17 protein-coding genes and 1 pseudogene are annotated in these 17,033 nt (G+C 41.9%); 13 read left to right on the forward strand and 5 right to left on the reverse strand.

The genetic code is table 11. The features are described 5' to 3' along the window. Positions 1-82 precede the first annotated feature (82 nt). The gene (locus tag PFZ69_RS14250) at positions 83-340 is read left to right on the forward strand and encodes a YlaH-like family protein (RefSeq protein WP_270182054.1); all 258 of its coding nucleotides are present in this window, start codon (positions 83-85) and stop codon (positions 338-340) included. Positions 341-364: 24 nt separating this feature from the next. After that, positions 365-637, forward strand: coding sequence for a hypothetical protein (locus PFZ69_RS14255; RefSeq protein ID WP_270181734.1), 273 nt, complete (start codon positions 365-367; stop codon positions 635-637). 38 nt (positions 638-675) lie between these two features. Here PFZ69_RS14255 and PFZ69_RS14260 read toward each other — a convergent pair whose 3' ends face one another. Beyond that, the gene (locus PFZ69_RS14260) at positions 676-1,116 is read right to left on the reverse strand and encodes a hypothetical protein (protein WP_270181735.1); all 441 of its coding nucleotides are present in this window, start codon (positions 1,114-1,116) and stop codon (positions 676-678) included. After that, entirely contained in the window at positions 1,103-1,303 is a 201-nt protein-coding gene (locus PFZ69_RS14265) for a YlaI family protein (RefSeq protein WP_270181736.1), read from the reverse strand. Before PFZ69_RS14265 ends, PFZ69_RS14260 begins: the two co-directional genes overlap by 14 nt. Before the next feature lie 95 nt (positions 1,304-1,398). On the opposite strand from PFZ69_RS14265, the gene PFZ69_RS14270 reads away from it, so the two are divergent. Further along, positions 1,399-1,863, forward strand: a complete 465-nt coding sequence (locus PFZ69_RS14270) for a pyridoxamine 5'-phosphate oxidase family protein (protein WP_270181737.1) — start codon at positions 1,399-1,401, stop codon at positions 1,861-1,863. Positions 1,864-1,885: 22 nt separating this feature from the next. Here PFZ69_RS14270 and PFZ69_RS14275 read toward each other — a convergent pair whose 3' ends face one another. Continuing rightward, entirely contained in the window at positions 1,886-2,467 is a 582-nt protein-coding gene (locus PFZ69_RS14275) for a YhcN/YlaJ family sporulation lipoprotein (RefSeq protein ID WP_270181738.1), read from the reverse strand. Positions 2,468-2,638: 171 nt separating this feature from the next. Here PFZ69_RS14275 and PFZ69_RS14280 point away from each other — a divergent pair, with 171 nt between their 5' ends. After that, entirely contained in the window at positions 2,639-3,967 is a 1,329-nt protein-coding gene (locus PFZ69_RS14280) for a PhoH family protein (RefSeq protein ID WP_270181739.1), read from the forward strand. Here the strand turns inward: PFZ69_RS14280 and PFZ69_RS14285 are convergent. Then, positions 3,964-4,458, reverse strand: coding sequence for a peptidyl-prolyl cis-trans isomerase (locus PFZ69_RS14285; protein WP_270181740.1), 495 nt, complete (start codon positions 4,456-4,458; stop codon positions 3,964-3,966). The two genes, PFZ69_RS14280 and PFZ69_RS14285, sit on opposite strands and share 4 nt — an antisense overlap. Positions 4,459-4,578: 120 nt before the next feature. Between PFZ69_RS14285 and glsA the strand changes: the two genes are divergently transcribed. From glsA to pyc, 5 genes and pseudogenes are all read left to right on the forward strand, one after another. Further along, positions 4,579-5,508, forward strand: coding sequence for a glutaminase A (gene glsA / locus PFZ69_RS14290; RefSeq protein WP_270181741.1), 930 nt, complete (start codon positions 4,579-4,581; stop codon positions 5,506-5,508). Between the two features lie 99 nt (positions 5,509-5,607). Continuing rightward, on the forward strand, positions 5,608-5,874 hold the full coding sequence (locus PFZ69_RS14295; protein ID WP_442865187.1) for a YlaN family protein: 267 nt from the start codon (positions 5,608-5,610) through the stop codon (positions 5,872-5,874). 177 nt (positions 5,875-6,051) lie between these two features. Continuing rightward, positions 6,052-6,432: pseudogene (locus PFZ69_RS14300) on the forward strand (site-2 protease family protein); the annotation flags it as partial. Positions 6,433-6,562: 130 nt separating this feature from the next. Then, entirely contained in the window at positions 6,563-7,717 is a 1,155-nt protein-coding gene (gene ftsW, locus PFZ69_RS14305) for a putative lipid II flippase FtsW (protein ID WP_270181743.1), read from the forward strand. A gap of 22 nt (positions 7,718-7,739) precedes the next feature. Continuing rightward, a complete protein-coding gene (pyc, locus tag PFZ69_RS14310; protein WP_270181744.1) occupies positions 7,740-11,177 on the forward strand; it encodes a pyruvate carboxylase in 3,438 nt (1,145 codons plus the stop codon). A 31-nt stretch (positions 11,178-11,208) separates the two neighbouring features. Here the strand turns inward: pyc and PFZ69_RS14315 are convergent, their stop codons facing one another. Continuing rightward, entirely contained in the window at positions 11,209-12,099 is an 891-nt protein-coding gene (locus PFZ69_RS14315) for a COX15/CtaA family protein (protein WP_270181745.1), read from the reverse strand. A 380-nt stretch (positions 12,100-12,479) separates the two neighbouring features. Here PFZ69_RS14315 and cyoE point away from each other — a divergent pair, with 380 nt between their 5' ends. The 4 genes from cyoE to PFZ69_RS14335 all read left to right on the forward strand — a co-directional run bounded on the left by cyoE (position 12,480) and on the right by PFZ69_RS14335 (position 17,032). Beyond that, entirely contained in the window at positions 12,480-13,421 is a 942-nt protein-coding gene (gene cyoE / locus PFZ69_RS14320; RefSeq protein WP_270181746.1) for a heme o synthase, read from the forward strand. Between the two features lie 109 nt (positions 13,422-13,530). After that, the gene (coxB, locus tag PFZ69_RS14325) at positions 13,531-14,556 is read left to right on the forward strand and encodes a cytochrome c oxidase subunit II (RefSeq protein ID WP_270181747.1); all 1,026 of its coding nucleotides are present in this window, start codon (positions 13,531-13,533) and stop codon (positions 14,554-14,556) included. Positions 14,557-14,582: 26 nt separating this feature from the next. Beyond that, on the forward strand, positions 14,583-16,421 hold the full coding sequence (ctaD, locus tag PFZ69_RS14330; RefSeq protein WP_270181748.1) for a cytochrome c oxidase subunit I: 1,839 nt from the start codon (positions 14,583-14,585) through the stop codon (positions 16,419-16,421). Continuing rightward, positions 16,418-17,032, forward strand: a complete 615-nt coding sequence (locus PFZ69_RS14335; RefSeq protein WP_270181749.1) for a cytochrome c oxidase subunit 3 — start codon at positions 16,418-16,420, stop codon at positions 17,030-17,032. The genes ctaD and PFZ69_RS14335 overlap by 4 nt, the downstream gene beginning before the upstream one ends. The last annotated feature ends 1 nt before the right edge of the window (position 17,033 follow it).

A 17,033-nucleotide genomic window follows, 5' to 3' on the forward strand; every position in this document is an offset into this window, starting at 1 on the left:
GGAGGTGTAAAATGTGAACAATGAAGTGGTTCCATCAGGTGATTTATCATTCTTCGCAAAGTTAGTGGGAATAGAAGAGAACATGACATTAGGTTTTTATTTGCTGTATGCGATCATTGTTATTCTTTCGATCGTTGTATATCGACTAGGATTCGCGAAGAAATTACCCATACTTAAGAATGCTGTTATTTACATTCTGCTAATTGTCGGTTGTTTCCCTCTTACCTTTTTTGGAATTGGGCTTCCTGTAGCGGAAGGATTAGTAGCTGCTGCTGTCGTATTAATCATATATAAGGTTCGTCTCAATCAATCGAAGAAAAACGAAAACGAGGCGGGCTAACGTCAGAACAAGCGGGGGGAAGCAGTGAACCTTCAGGATGCAATGTATAATTGGCTAAGCATAAAAAAAGTAGCCGATGAGAGAGAAAGCGATCATGCTGCCCAGGATACAAGAGCTTTTTTTGAGGAAATATTGATAGAGGATCACGGTGTATCGGAATTGGATATTGAAATTGAAGAACCCTATTATATCGTTCATTTTGTAAAAGAAAATGACAATAGGAATATGAGATTTCCAATTGAATTGATCGATGCGTTGTTACGTTCAATTCAAAATGAACCTAAATATAACCAATAAACAAAAGACGTGCTCAGAGCACGTCTTTCTTACAACGATCATTTTTCGTTAAACCGATAAGCAGCGAAAAGCACGGCCGCATACACAGCATGTCCCAAGGTCCAATACGATATCGCTTCAATATCATTCAAAGGAGGAGTTGGCTTCTCAGCTAAATAGGTCAAAGGAAAGTATAGGAATACAGTTGGAAGCGTGAGAAGGTAGGAAAAGAGTAATTGCGCTACCTTACGTTTATAGAAGTATCGATAGCTTCCGATTGTGTATACGATACCGATGATTAGTGAGATGATCAGGTGGAAAATAAATTCAATCATTTCAGGCCACTGAATATCTCCTATTACCGGTATGAAGTCGATATTTAGTAGTAGGGTATACACAAGGACACCCGTTTTGTACTGAATTGCTTTCAGTAATAATCCTAGTATGATGCCAGATAGTGTACCTGCGATCAGTCCTTCTTTTACTTTACCACTCATCATCAGTTTCTTCTTTGTGGTAAAGTTTAAAATCGCCGCTTTCTTTCCTCTCTTTTGTGCGGCTTTCGATCCGATCATAGCACGGGTCGCACATATAAGTGTGAATAGGTCTGTTGCGAAGTTTTTTGGCGAGTGGACTGCCGCTATCAATAGATTCGATCTTATCACATAGAACACATTTTACACGCACGTTTAACACCTCTCATTCATGTAGTTAGTATAGCATGAAAGAGGAGAGGTTTTGCAGTACAATGCAGTTAGAACTTTATTTATGGAGGGATGAGAATGCCAAATAAGGTAGAGAATACCCTTTCAGGTGAACTACTCACATTACTCAAGAAGGAACAATACGTTCTCCTATCGACCATTGATCATGAGACGAAAGGTCCGAATGTGAGCGCAATTTCGTGGCTTTACGCTGTAGACAATAGCACTGTTGTCTTTGCGGTGGATTTAAAATCGAGAATCGTTAAGAATCTTAGGGAGAATAACCAAGTTTCCATCACGTTGATTGGAAATGAAAGTACCTATTCCATTTCAGGGACTGCTACCATTGATGAAGAACCAATGAATTCAGTACCACTGAAGCTTGCAAAGGTAACGCTATCGATCAAAGAAGTGCGGGATATCATGTTTTATGGTGCGAAAATGTCTGTTGAACCTGCTTATGAGAAAACATACGATCCTGAAGCGGCTGCAAAACTAGACCGTTCTGTTATGGCTGAATTGAAGAAAACAGGTGTAACGTGATAAAACCGGCTGAAAGCCGGTTTTACTTGTCTAAATCTTGTTTTTCTTGCTGTTCTTTCAGCAGCTGCTTCTCATTAGCAGGAAGCTGTTTATCGTTCGCTCTAGTTGGTTCACGCTCAGATTTATTAATGTCACCTGGAACTTCAGGGACAAGTCGACCGACGATATCAGCTAGCTCTTCCATGATTCCACCTACCGGGTGTCCTCTTCTAATTTCGGATGCCATTCTCCTTAAACGATAGGTCGTATCGGCATCGGCGGTGACGATGGCATTTGCACCAAAAGGATCTTTTTGTAGAGCTTCAGCCACCGTATATTTGATCGAGCTTACGCGAGATCTGTCAAGCTTTTCATTCACATCGATTCCAACGACCGCGTATTTTCCAGTTACAACTGCCGTAGCATCCTCAACATCCGGAACTTGTTTTGCGATCGTCACAAGGTGTTTTGCAATTTCCGTTGCAGATCGCTCTTCGTTCTCAGGCGTCCGGACAGACTGCTTCACATATTCAACTTTTTCTTGCTTTTCAGCGACTGGTTCATCATTTGACTGACATGCTGCAAGAAGGATGAACCCTACCATTAACCATTTGCTACTTCTCATAATAATTCCTCCGAGTATGTGATCGATTCTTTCATTCACTTCTTTTGCTAATTATTTTCTGAATAACCGTCTAACTTTATTCACCGGGTCATAGATTATACAAAACGTAGATAGTCCAAACTGTCATTTGCTACCAGTCACACCAACTATAATCACTCGGGAGGCGAAACGTTGGATAAGGTTTACGTCCTGGATACCAATGTCTTATTACAGGATCCAAATGCCATCTATTCATTTGAAACGAATGAAATTGTAATTCCAGCGGTTGTTTTGGAGGAAGTCGATTCAAAAAAACGGTATATGGATGAAATAGGAAGGAATGCAAGACACATCTCACGCATGATCGATGGATTCAGAGAGAGAGGGAAGCTCCACTCATCTATTCCTTTAGAAAATGGAGGGACTCTCAGAATTGAACTCAATCATCGGTCGTTTCAATATTTTCAAGATAAATTTGTTGAAAAAACGAATGATAACCGAATTTTGGCGGTGGCACTCAATCTGTTTTTGGAAGAAGGCAAACAGAAATCTGGCCGATCCGTCATACTTGTAAGTAAAGATGCACTTGTCAGGGTTAAGGCAGATGCGCTAGGCATTCAAGCAGAAGATTTTTTGAGTGATCGCGTAGTCGAATTTAACCAAATCTACACAGGCTATGAAGAACGATATATAGAGAGTGAACTCTTGAACAGTTTCTTTGAGAGACACTATATCGATATGAAATCTTTAAAAGGAAGACACCTGTATCCAAATCAATATGTCATTCTGAAAGATCCTGCTAACCCCTCATCTTCTGGAATCGGTAAAGTCGATAAGAAAGGGAAGCGGATTGAGAAAACAGCTATGGAAACAGAGTATATGTGGGGAATTGGACCAAGGAATGTTCAGCAAAGGATGGCACTTGACTTACTTGTTAGAAAGGACATCCCTCTTGTGACGCTAGTAGGAAAGGCCGGTACAGGTAAAACCCTCCTTACGATTGCAGCTGGGTTAATGCAGACAGAGGATTTAAATCAATACAAAAAGCTGTTTATCGCGAGACCGATCGTTCCAGTCGGCAAAGATATCGGGTTTCTCCCTGGTGAAAAAGATGAAAAACTGAAGCCATGGATGCAACCGATCTATGATAATCTAGAGTATTTATTTAATGTTAAGAAAACCGGTGAATTGGAGAAGATCCTGGCAGGTATCGGATCTATACAAGTAGAGGCGCTCACGTATATACGTGGTAGGAGTTTACCAGATCAATACATTATTATCGATGAAGCGCAAAATCTTACGAAGCATGAAGTGAAAACGATCTTAACAAGGGTAGGGGAAGGGAGTAAGATTGTACTCCTTGGAGATCCTCAGCAAATCGATCATCCGTATTTAGATGAGTATACGAACGGGCTGACTTACGTTGTAGAGAAATTTAAAGACCAGCCGCTAAGTGGACACGTGAAGCTTGAGAAAGGTGAACGTTCTCAGTTAGCCCAGCTTGCGGCCGATCTACTTTAAATAATCGTAATGGCGCAAATGTTTTTGAATGGTTCTGCGGCGTTTGCACCGTCACCATGATAAAAGTGAACCGGACCATCGTCTTTGAGCGGCTTTCCATTTATTGCAAATCCAAGAAAGCCGTTCAATGCTTCATCTATAGATAGGACGATGTGTTCGTCATCAGTCGTTTCTAGCTGAACGTGATTTCCTTCCGTTAATGGCTCAGCGTTAGAAAGAAACGGCTCTAGGGGAATCACATAGCTCCCATTCAATATTTTTTCCTTCTCAAAGCGTTTAATGCTTTGATTGATAGGTGGTTTAATACCTGTGCGTTCTTGTTCCCATCGCTCAGATTGAGCTTTGATGTAATCGTTCTCATTTTCATCAGAACTGCTGTTGAATTTCAAAAATTCTTCGAGTTCGATCTTTCTGTCATCAAAAATCCACACGCTTGCATCAAGCGTGATCGGATAAGTGACCTTCCCTTTGATTGGAATAATCGTTTCCATATCCTGCACCCCGCAATCTATATCTTTTGCAAAACAAGTATACCGGTTATGCTTGCTTTTGTCACATTTGGGGAATAGTATGGTGACATAATTTATTCTTCAAAGCGGGGTGGCGGAAAAATGAAATGTACTACAGAACAAGAACTAGTCGAACTCGTCAGGCGCAGTAAGCCTTTTACTAAAGATGGGAAGGTAGCTGATTATATACCTGCCCTTGAAAAAGCAGATCCCGATAAACTGTCGATCGCTGTCTTCTCCAAAGAAGATGGTTGTTTATCAGCTGGAGACGTTGGCGAAGCGTTCACCCTCCAGAGTATCTCGAAAATTCTTACGTTAGCTCTTGCAATCATGGATGCTGGAGAACATAACGTTTTCTCACGTGTCGGTAAAGAACCGACTGGAGACCCTTTCAATTCGATTGCAAAGCTTGAGTCACAGGTTCCTTCAAAGCCTTTAAACCCAATGATCAATGCGGGTGCCCTCGTAGTAACAGATTTAATCCACGGTGAGACTTCGCATGAGAAGGTAGGGCGCATCCTGCAACTCATACATGACATGACAAACAATTCTAGTATCGGTATCAACTATGAAGTGGCCGATTCAGAGTTTGAATCGGCCCACCTTAACAGAGCTCTATGTTACTTTATGAAGCAGCATGGCTTGATCGATAATGATGTGGAAATGCTTCTCGAAGCATATACAAAGCAATGTGCCATCGAAGTAAATTGTAAAGACCTCGCAAGAATCGGAATGGTCCTTGCAAATGAAGGGCGCGATCCGGAAACAGAACGTAAGATCATCCCGAAGTATATCGCACGTATCGTAAAAACGTTTATGGTCACATGCGGGATGTATAATGCTTCTGGTGAATTTGCGATTAACGTTGCTATACCTGCAAAGAGTGGCGTGTCGGGTGGGATTCTAAGTCTAGTACCTAATCAGATGGGAATCGGCGTGTATAGCCCTCCGTTAGACGCGAAAGGAAATAGTATCGCTGGAATAAAGCTGCTTGAAAACTTTTCATCTCAATATGAATTGAGCATTTTCTAGGACACAATATACTGGTTTTTCTTGCAATTTACCGTGTAAGCTTTTATGATTATAAGAGGAATGGGAAAGGGAACGGAGGGATCAGTTTTGTCAACTGGGATGGCAACAGGACATCGTGAAAAAGCATACGAGCTGTTGAAGGCCGATGCGCACAAGATCCTAAAACTCATTGAAGTTCAGATGGAAAATTTAACAATGCCTCAATGTCCTCTTTATGAAGAGGTTCTTGATACTCAAATGTTTGGTTTATCACGTGAAATAGACTTCGCTGTTCGACTAGGGCTAGTGAACGAAGACGATGGCAAAGAATTGCTTGAGTCTCTCGAACGTCAGCTCTCAGCTCTTCACGAAGCTAGCATTAAGTAATAGCCAAAAGCTCAAACTATACTTCTTATAGTTTGAGCTTTTTCTTTTGCTTTAAGAACGTATGATAAAAATATGATAGAATACGAGTGTAAGGCTAGATTAGACAATAGGAGTAGATAAGAATGTATGATTTGCTCATGGTGATTCTAGTTATTTCCCCCTCTTAGTTTACTCGTTCATGAGGCAGGTCATACCCTTGCAGCAAACGTATTAACGTCTTCGAGTGTAAAGCTTCACCTTGGCGTTGGACCAAGATTATTTACCTGGAAACATGCAAGAGGAGAATTAGCTGTTAACGCCTTCTATTTTGCTGGAGGTATGACGATTAGTAGTCAGCCTGACCATGCGCGCGGAAAAGTCATCATCGCTCTAAGTGGGCCGCTATTCAATTTGTGTGCGGCGCTCCTCACACTGGCTCTTCCATTGCCCCTTCACATCCTAGCCTGGACACTATTTTTCAATCTTTGGCTCTGTTTTACTAACTTGATTCCTTTTAAGTTGTTTGGAAAAGAGTCGGATGGATGGACGATCTTAAAAGTACTTCGAGAAAAGCCTTAATTTCTTTCGGACAGGCAGGTTTCGCTGAAAACTCATCGAATGCTATACATACTTCAATCGCATTGCAGTCAGCTGTTTCAATTTGTGCGGTTCTTCAATCCAGAGTAAATAAATAGGTAGGATGACGTCTATGATTAAAAAACTATTTAAGCATTACGATTATTCTCTCATCATCAGTGTGCTTCTATTATGTGGCTTCGGCCTTGTAATGGTGTACAGCGCAAGCATGGTCTGGGCTGTGATGAGACATGAAACCAACAGCGCTTATTTCTTTAACAGACAAATCATCTGGTTAGCAGTGTCATTTTTTGTGTTATTAGGAACGATGCTGTTCCCTTACAAAGCTTATCGAAAGTTCATTATTCCAATATTGGGAGGATCTGTACTCGGGTTACTGCTTGTTAAAATAATAGGCTCGACGACTAACAATGCGCAGAGTTGGATCTATATAGGACCAATCGGATTCCAACCTTCTGAATTTGTTAAGTTGGGATTGATTATTTATCTAGCTGCTATTTACTCGAAAAAACAAGCCTATATTTCAAACTTCTTACGTGGAGCTTTACCTCCCATCATGGTTATCGGCGTGATCTTCGCGCTAGTAGCTTCGCAGCCAGATCTCGGTACTGCGATGATCATCGCGTTAACTTCAGGAATCGTAATCGTATGTTCTGGAATGAAGTGGCAACATTTATTTAGTTTAATAGCAGTAGGCGTAGTCCTTTTTGCAGGAGCTTGGCTGACTCTATCAGAAGAGCAGTTATCCAGATTCACTGGAGCATATAACCCATTTTCGGATCCAACCGATAGTGGATTTCATTTGATCAACTCTTATATCGCGATTGCTTCTGGTGGAATCACTGGTCAAGGATTTGGACAAAGTATCCAGAAATATGGATTCTTGCCAGAACCTCATACAGACTTCATTATGGCGATCGTTGCAGAAGAATTAGGTCTCTTTGGCGTTGTATTCGTCATCGGACTCCTTGGGTATATCGTATTTAAAGGGTTCGTCATAGGCATACGATGCAAGGATACGTTCGGAAGCTTATTAGCGATAGGTATAGCAGGTATGATCGGTGTACAAACCGCGGTGAACCTTGGAGCCATTACAGGTTGGCTCCCAGTAACAGGTGTCCCTCTACCATTTATTAGTTATGGAGGCTCATCATTGATTTTATTAATGATGTCAGTTGGTATCTTGATCAATGTATCAGCCTTCGTTAATATCCGTAAATCAAAGAAAACAGACTTTTATCGAAATGATAAATCCGTTTCAATGTAATTAAGCCGGAGGAGGAACGAACTTGAAAGCAATCAATAAAATACTCGTCGCAAACAGAGGCGAAATTGCAATTCGTATTTTTCGTGCATGTACAGAACTAGATATTCGTACTGTCGCGATTTATTCCAAAGAAGATAGTGGTGCGTATCATCGATACAAAGCTGATGAAGCGTACCTTGTAGGCGAGGATAAGAAGCCGATCGATGCGTACCTCGATATTGAAGGCATTATCGAAATTGCGAAAACAAATCACATCGATGCAATACACCCAGGGTATGGCTTTTTATCTGAGAACACTCATTTCGCAGAACGTTGTCAGGAAGAAGGCATCATCTTTATCGGGCCTGAACTTGAGCATCTTGGAATGTTTGGAGACAAAGTAGAAGCTAGGAAGCAAGCTGTGTTAGCCGATCTTCCAGTTATCCCTGGGTCTGATGGTCCTGTTGAAGGCTTGGATGAAGTGAGGCAATTTGCAGAAGAACACGGGTATCCATTGATGATCAAAGCTGCTCTTGGCGGTGGTGGACGAGGAATGAGGATCGTCCGCACTGAACAAGCTCTTGCTGATTCTTACGAAAGAGCCAAATCAGAAGCTAAAGCTGCTTTTGGACGTGATGAAATATACGTAGAAAAGTTTGTTGAGAATCCGAAACATATCGAAGTTCAAATATTGAGTGACAAACATGGGAACACGGTTCATCTCTATGAACGAGATTGCTCTGTGCAAAGGCGTCATCAGAAAGTCGTCGAAGTAGCACCAAGTGTTTCACTCGATGAGAAAACCCGTACTGACATTTGTGAAGCAGCTGTTCGATTGATGGAAAACGTCAAGTATGTGAATGCAGGAACTGTAGAGTTTCTAGTCGATCAACAGGGTAACTTTTACTTTATCGAGGTAAACCCTAGAGTACAGGTTGAACATACGATTACTGAGATGATCACAGGCATCGATATCGTTCAATCCCAAATCATGATTGCTCAAGGGGAAGAGCTTCACGGAAGCCGTCTCGGTATTCCACTTCAAAACGAAATCGACTGTCACGGTGTGGCGATTCAATGCCGCGTAACGACTGAAGATCCTGAGAATAACTTCATGCCTGATACAGGGAAGCTGATGGCTTATCGCTCAGGTGGTGGCTTTGGAGTTCGACTCGATGCAGGAAACGCATATCAGGGAGCAGTCATAACACCTTACTACGACTCTTTACTCGTAAAGCTTTCTACGTGGGCATTAAGCTTCGAACATGCATCCGCCAAGATGGTTAGGAATTTAAAAGAGTTCCGTATAAGAGGAATAAAAACAAACATCGCATTTCTTGAAAATGTGATCAAGCACGAGAATTTCAAGTCTGGGGTTTATGATACGTCATTTATCGATACGACTCCTGAACTTTTTGTTTTTCCTAAGCGTAAAGACAGAGGAACAAAAATGCTTTCGTATATCGGTACGATCACGGTTAACGGCTTTCCTGGTCTTGATAAAAAGAAGAAGCCAGCTTATCCCAAACGTAGAGTTCCTCACTTAACCTATAGTGAAGAGACGTTGAAAGGGACGAAACAAATTCTGGATGAACATGGACCAGAAGGCGTTGTAAACTGGGTGAAGGATCAGAAAAAACCATTACTTACAGATACGACGTTCAGGGACGGTCATCAATCGCTGCTTGCAACTCGAGTGCGTACTTCTGACCTATTACATATTGCTGAACCGACTTCAAGAATGCTACCAGAACTTTTTTCGATGGAGATGTGGGGCGGAGCTACGTTTGACGTATCTCTACGATTCTTAAAAGAAGATCCATGGGATCGATTGATCAAACTTAGAGAAAAAGTTCCAAACGTCATGTTTCAGATGTTGCTTAGAGCGTCTAATGCCGTTGGATATAAGAACTACCCAGATAACTTGATCAATGAGTTTGTAGAGAAGTCTGCAGACGCAGGAATCGATGTGTTTCGAATCTTTGATAGCTTGAACTGGGTCGAAGGTATGACAAAAGCAATCGAAGCCGTTCGAAAAACAAACAAAATCGCTGAAGCTGCGATCTGCTATACAGGAGACATTCTTGATCCAACGAAAACCAAATACGACTTAGCCTATTACAAGCAATTAGCGAAAGAGCTTGAAGATGCTGGTGCCCATATTCTAGGTATCAAAGACATGGCAGGTCTATTAAAACCTCAAGCGGCTTATGAGCTAATTACGAGCTTGAAAGAAACAGTATCCATTCCCATCCACCTTCATACGCACGATACGAGTGGGAACGGCGTCTATACGTATGCCAAGGCAATTGAAGCCGGCGTAGATATTGTAGACGTTGCGGTCAGCTCAATGGCAGGTCTGACTTCACAGCCTAGTGCGAACTCTCTCTACTACGCGATGGAAGGGTCAGATCGTCAGCCTGACATCAATATCAACGCGTTAGAAGAGCTATCACACTATTGGGAAGATACAAGAAAGTACTACAGCGGATTTGAAAGTGGGATGTCTGCTCCGCATACTGAGGTCTATCAGCATGAAATGCCAGGCGGTCAGTATAGTAATCTTCAGCAACAGGCTAAAGGAGTAGGTCTTGGAGAACGCTGGGACGAAGTTAAGGAAATGTATAGTAGAGTTAACAAACTGTTTGGTGACATAGTAAAAGTAACCCCATCATCAAAAGTTGTAGGCGATATGGCTCTTTATATGGTCCAGAACGATTTGAATGAAGATGATATATATGAAAAAGGAGAGTCCCTTGATTTTCCAGATTCAGTAGTCGAATTGTTCCAAGGCTATCTCGGCCAACCGTATCAAGGCTTCCCGAAAGAACTTCAGCAAATCATCCTGAAGGGAAGAGAACCAGTTACGGCACGACCAGGTGGGCTATTAGAACCAGTAAACTTTACAGATCTCAAAGAAACGCTCTATCACAAATTAAATAGACAAGTCACTAGTCATGATTTAATTTCGTATGCCCTTTATCCTAAAGTATTTCTTGAATATGAGGATGTGAAGGACATGTTCGGGGATGTATCAGTTTTGGATACACCGACATTCCTTTATGGCATGAGATTAGGAGAGTCCATCGAAGTTGAGATCGAACAAGGGAAAACACTCATCGTTAAACTCGTGTCGATTGGCGAGGCAAACCTCGAAGGGAAGCGAACGATTTATTTCGAACTGAACGGTCAACCTCGTGAAGTGGTAATTAAAGATGAAAACATCAAAACTTCGATTGCCGCAAAACCGAAAGTAGATAAGGACAACCCTGAACATATCGGTGCAACGATGCCAGGGACAGTAATAAAGGTCCTTGTAGAAAATGGGGAAAAGGTCAACAAAGGGGACCACCTCATGATTACTGAAGCGATGAAAATGGAGACTACTGTACAAGCTCCAAGAAGTGGTGTAGTTAAACACATTCACGTTTCAAACGGTGAAGGAATCGAATCAGGGGATCTGTTGATCGAATTACAATAAACTAAAAAGCTGCGCGATATGCGCAGCTTTTTTAATTTCTAGCCCCTCTGAGCGAGAGCATAACGAGATAGAGGAGAACCGTAAACAATCCTGATATGAATAACCCGTGGAACAAAGCGAGGAAAAGATTAAGCTTTGTGACAACCACAAGGATACCACTTAGTGCCTGTAAGCAAACAAAGACGAATGAGAGGATAAGGCCTCTCCTCATCGTTTTTTCATTCTTCATTTCTTTTAATCCGATGATCATAATGTAAAGAATCCAAACAAAGATCAACATCGCAGCAGTACGGTGTAACATCTGAATGCCAGGTTGTCCTGAAAAAGCAAGGAGTTGACCGTCATTACAGAAAGGTACGTTTGCGCATGCCATACTCGATCCCGTGTGGCGTACTAGAGCTCCCGTATACACCACGATGTAAGAATAGATCGTAACTGCATAGAGATGAATTCGGATCTTCTTTGGAACAACAGGAACTTTTGTTGAACCTGCTTCGAAAACGAGCAGAGTGAGAAGGACGACACTCGCAAAGCTTGCAAGTGAAAAACCGAAGTGAGAAGCAAGGACGATATCAGATTGTCCCCACACAACTGCAGCAGCTCCTAGTAGACCTTGAAAAACAATGAGGAACACGGAAGCGATCGCAAGAACCTTTGTTTCTTTCATATAGCCGATCTTTCGCCAGCACCATACAGCAAGTATGATAACGAGTAGTCCTAAAATAGCTGAAACAAATCGATGGCTTAATTCTATGATCGTTTCGAGTTCTGGTGCTTCAGGTAATACTTTTCCATAGCACAGTGGCCATGAATTTCCGCAACCATCCCCAGAACCTGTTTTGGTAACGACAGCCCCCATCAAAAGGACGAGCAGCATACCAAGTGACGTGATGATCCCGAACAATTTCAACAATTTATTCACAAATACCACCTTCTTATCAAATTGGCTCTAAAACATAGTACAATGAATGTGAGAAGAGCAGCGGGCACTTATCTACCTACAAAATAAAGCATTTTTAACTAATTTTAAACAACGTATACAAAACAAGTAGATTCGTTTATAATGGATAAGGATTGCGGGTACTGCTTCCTCTCACAAAACCAACATTATCTTACCATAGCTGTTGAAGTGTTATCATAATAACTTGTGAAAATTGCTTAACACTTTTTGAACAGCAGGTAATTCTGGGGGAGTAGACGTGAAGACTAACAACACAATGAGATTATACGATCTCAATTTGGGATTGTTTAACATTAATGATGCACAGGCTGTTATGGCCGAACGTAAAGGAGGTGTATCGTATGAGTAAGACTAGAACTGCTTACGAGGCATCAAGCCGAGTGATGGAGCCAGGTCCTCTTTCTGAGGCTAATCCTTCTGGAACATGGAAAGACTTCTTAACACTTACAAAGCTTGGAATTGTTTTTGATAATTTAATTACAGCATTTACAGGGTTGTGGGTTGCTTCTGTGGCTACAGGTTTTGACCTGTTCGCAAACCCAATGGTATTGATTTTAACGATGTTAGGTACAGCGTTTGTTGTAGCCGGGGGAACATCTTTAAATAACTATATTGACCGTGATATCGACCAAGTAATGGCAAGAACGAATACGCGTCCATCCGTAACAGGGAAGATTCCTGCGAATCAGGTTCTATTTGTAGGACTTGGACTATCGATCGTAGGTTCGATCATGCTTCTCATCATAGAACCGATGGCGGCTCTACTAGGGCTTCTCGGACTCGTTATCTATGTTGTCCTTTATACAATGTGGACAAAGAGAACAACTTCTCTAAATACGGTTGTAGGATCGTTCTCAGGTGCTTTACCACCTCTTATCGGTTGGGCAGCAGTCGATCCTAACTTAAGCCCTATAGCATGGGGAATGTTCCTAATCATGTTTATTTGGCAGCCACCGCACTTCTTAGCACTAGCTATGAAACGTGTTGACGATTATCGTGATGCTGGAATTCCAATGCTTCCTGTTGTTGCAGGATTCAAAATGACAAAGCGTCAAATCGTCCTGTACACTGCTGCACTTGTACCGGTATCGCTATTACTATATAGCTTCGGTCCGGTTTACATCACAGTAGCATCGATCCTTGGATTTGGATGGTTCGCTATTGGAGTAGCAGGCTTTTTCATGAAAGATGATATCAAATGGGCACGAATCATGTTTGTATACTCACTAAATTATATTACGATTCTGTTTATCGTAATGATTGCAGTGAATATTAACAAATAAGGTACTGATTTAAGTATGGTCAGGCGAAGCGAGAAAGTAGTTTCTCGCCTCGCCTTCCTATAATTCAATTTGAGTAAAAGCTATTAAGAAAGTGAGGTTTAAGGTGCAAATGAAACGTTGGAAAAATGTTTGGCGTTTTTTACCACTCTTATCGGTAATTGCGTTAACGCTTACTGGTTGCGGTAATGAGCAACTAACTGCTTTGCTTCCTAAAGGGGAAGGGGCGGAAATGCAATTTAATCTCATGATGTTGAGTCTTTACATCATGATTGGGGTTTTCGTTGTAGTAGCACTTATTTATACGATTGTGCTTTTACGCTTCAGAAGACGTGGTGAAGATGACAATGAGATTCCAGAGCAAACAGAAGGTAATGTAGTTCTTGAAATTTTATGGACAACTGTCCCAATTATTTTACTTTTAATCCTTGCTGTTCCAACAGTTATGGCTACGTTTGCATTAGATGAAGGAACGGATAACCCTCCTGAAGATGCACTTGTCATCAAAGTTACAGCACACCAATACTGGTGGGAATTCGAGTATCCTGATCTTGAAATCAAAACATCACAAGATCTATACATGCCTACTGGTGAAAGAGTCTATTTTGAACTCGCTTCCAAAGACGTTCTCCATTCGTTCTGGGTACCGACACTCGGAGGTAAAATGGATACGAACACAGCTACTGTGAACAAAATGTGGCTCAATGCTAACGAACCAGGTACATATTATGGAAAGTGTGCTGAGCTATGTGGACCATCACATGCGTTGATGGACTTTAAAGTTATCGCTCAAGAAAGAGAAGACTTTGATGCTTGGGCAGAGAAAATGCAGAACGCTTCATCTCAAGCTGCTACTGATCAAGCTCAACAAGGTGAAGAACTATTTGCAAATAGCTGTATCGGCTGTCACGCAGTCGGTGGTGAAGGTGGTAACACTGGACCAAGCTTAACAAACTTTGGCGATCGCGAAATGGTCGCGGGTATTCTTGAACATACAGACGAGAACATCAAGGCGTGGATTGCTGAACCTGGCGAGTACAAGCCTGGTAACAATATGCCAGCATTTGGCGATCAGCTGAATGATGAAGAACTCGACGCACTTGTTGCATATCTCAATGGTTTAAAGGTTGAAGAATAGTCAACGGAAATAAGGAGGTTTAATTCGTGTCAGCACATGCTTATAAAAAGAAAAATCCTATTTGGGATTGGCTTACTACCGTTGACCACAAAAAAATCGGGATTCTCTATCTCGTTTCCGGGGCATTCTTCTTTCTCCTCGGTGGTCTAGAAGCAATCCTATTAAGGGTGCAGTTGCTTTATCCTGAATTTGACTTCGTAGGCGCTGCAACATTTAATCAGCTTCTTACGATGCACGGTACAACAATGATTTTCTTGGCGGCCATGCCGCTGATCTTCGGGTTTATGAATGCGATCATTCCACTCCAAATCGGGGCGAGGGATGTTGCGTTTCCATTCGTAAACTCACTTGGTTTTTGGCTGTTTTCTGCCGGAGGAATTCTACTTAACCTTGGTTGGTTTATGGGTGGCGCTCCTGACGCGGGTTGGACAGGATATGCCCCATTGTCAACAACGAGTCCTGGTAATGGAGTAGACTTCTATGTATTAGGACTACAGATTTCTGGTATCGGTACATTGATCGGTGGTATCAACTTCCTTGTAACCATCATCAACATGCGTGCGCCAGGAATGACATTTATGCGTATGCCGCTATTTACATGGTCAAGCTTTATTACTTCTGGTCTTATTCTATTTGCTTTCCCTGCACTTACAATCGGTCTTGCTCTTCTTATGTTCGATCGTTTGTTTGGTACTCAGTTCTTCGCGGCTGAAGCAGGCGGTAACCCGATTATTTATGAACATCTTTTCTGGATCTTCGGACACCCAGAAGTTTATATTCTAGTACTACCGGTATTCGGTATGTTCTCTGAAATTATTGCTACTTTTGCTCGTAAACGTCTTTTCGGTTATTCCGCGATGGTATTTGCGACAGCATTGATCGGTTTCTTAGGATTCATGGTTTGGGTTCACCACATGTTCACGGTAGGACTTGGGCCGATCGCTAACTCAATCTTTGCGGTTGCTACGATGTTAATCGCAGTTCCAACCGGTGTTAAGATCTTTAACTGGTTGTTCACGATGTGGGGAGGAAAAGTAAGCTTCCCAACAGCAAACCTATTCGCAGTTGGATTTATTCCTTCATTCGTACTCGGTGGTATGACAGGGGTAATGTTGAGTGTTCCACCTGCTGACTACCAGTATCATGATAGCTACTTTGTAGTTGCTCACTTCCACTACGTAATCGTAGGGGGCGTAGTCTTTGGTCTATTTGCTGGATTCTACTACTGGTGGCCGAAGATCTTCGGAACAATGTTGAATGAATTCCTAGGAAAGCTTCATTTCTGGTTATTCTTTATCGGATTCCATTTAACATTCTTCCCAATGCACTTCTTAGGTCTAATGGGTATGCCACGTCGTGTTTACACATACTTATCAGGACAAAGTCTTGATGAAGCAAACTTCGCGGCGTCCATCGGAGCATTTTTGATGGGTATTGCAACGATTATAATGGTTTGGAATATCATCCAAACTGCTATTAAAGGTAAAAAAGCAGGAAACGATCCATGGGATGGAAGAACGCTAGAGTGGGCTATTTCTTCTCCAGCTCCTGAATACAACTTTGCTCAAACACCATTGATTCGCGGTCTTGACGCTTGGTGGCTTGAAAAGCGTGCTGGAAATAAAGGAATGGTTCCTGCAGAACCACTAGATGATATTCATATGCCTGATGCATCGATACTTCCATTCATCATGTCACTTGGATTGTTCATCGCAGGTTTAGCTGCAATCTATTCCATGTGGGTGATTGCGATCGGTGGACTTGTACTTACGGTTGTTGGTATGGTTATACGTTCCGTCATCGATTACCATGGATATCATATTCACAAAGAAGATCTGCCTGCTGAAGGGGGGAAAGGCAAATGAGAGCTGAAGAAATGAGCAAATTGCCTGCCAATCCAGAACGGGCGACACTTGATGGTAAAAACAAATTTCTTGGCTTCTGGTTTTTCCTTGGAGGCGAAACTGTGCTTTTCGCCTCGCTTTTTGGGGTATACTTAGGACTAAGGAATGCAACAAACGGTGGAGTAACATCAAATGAACTATTTGAACTTCCGCTCGTTTTTATTGCCACAATGCTACTTCTAACGAGTAGTTTAACGTCCGTATTTGCTACGATGGCATTGAAAACAAATCATTTTAAGCGTATGATTGGTTGGTTTGTCGTAACTGCTTTACTTGGCTTAGCGTTCCTAGGTCTTGAAATTTATGAATTTAACCACTATGTACACGAGTATGGGCACACTATGCAAAGTAGTGCTTGGGGATCTGCGTTCTATACATTAGTAGGAACTCACGGAGCCCACGTTACTGCTGGTATCATATGGATTGCTCTTTTGATCTTCCGTAATATGCGTCGTGGAATGGACCTATACACTGCACCTAAGTTTTATCTCTTCGCATTGTATTGGCACTTTATCGACGTTGTGTGGATCTTTATCTTTACAGTCGTTTACTTAATGGGAAAGGTGGGTTAAC

Origin of the sequence: Alkalihalobacillus sp. CinArs1, from assembly GCF_947387515.1 — a bacterium.
GTDB lineage: Bacteria > Bacillota > Bacilli > Bacillales > Guptibacillaceae > Guptibacillus.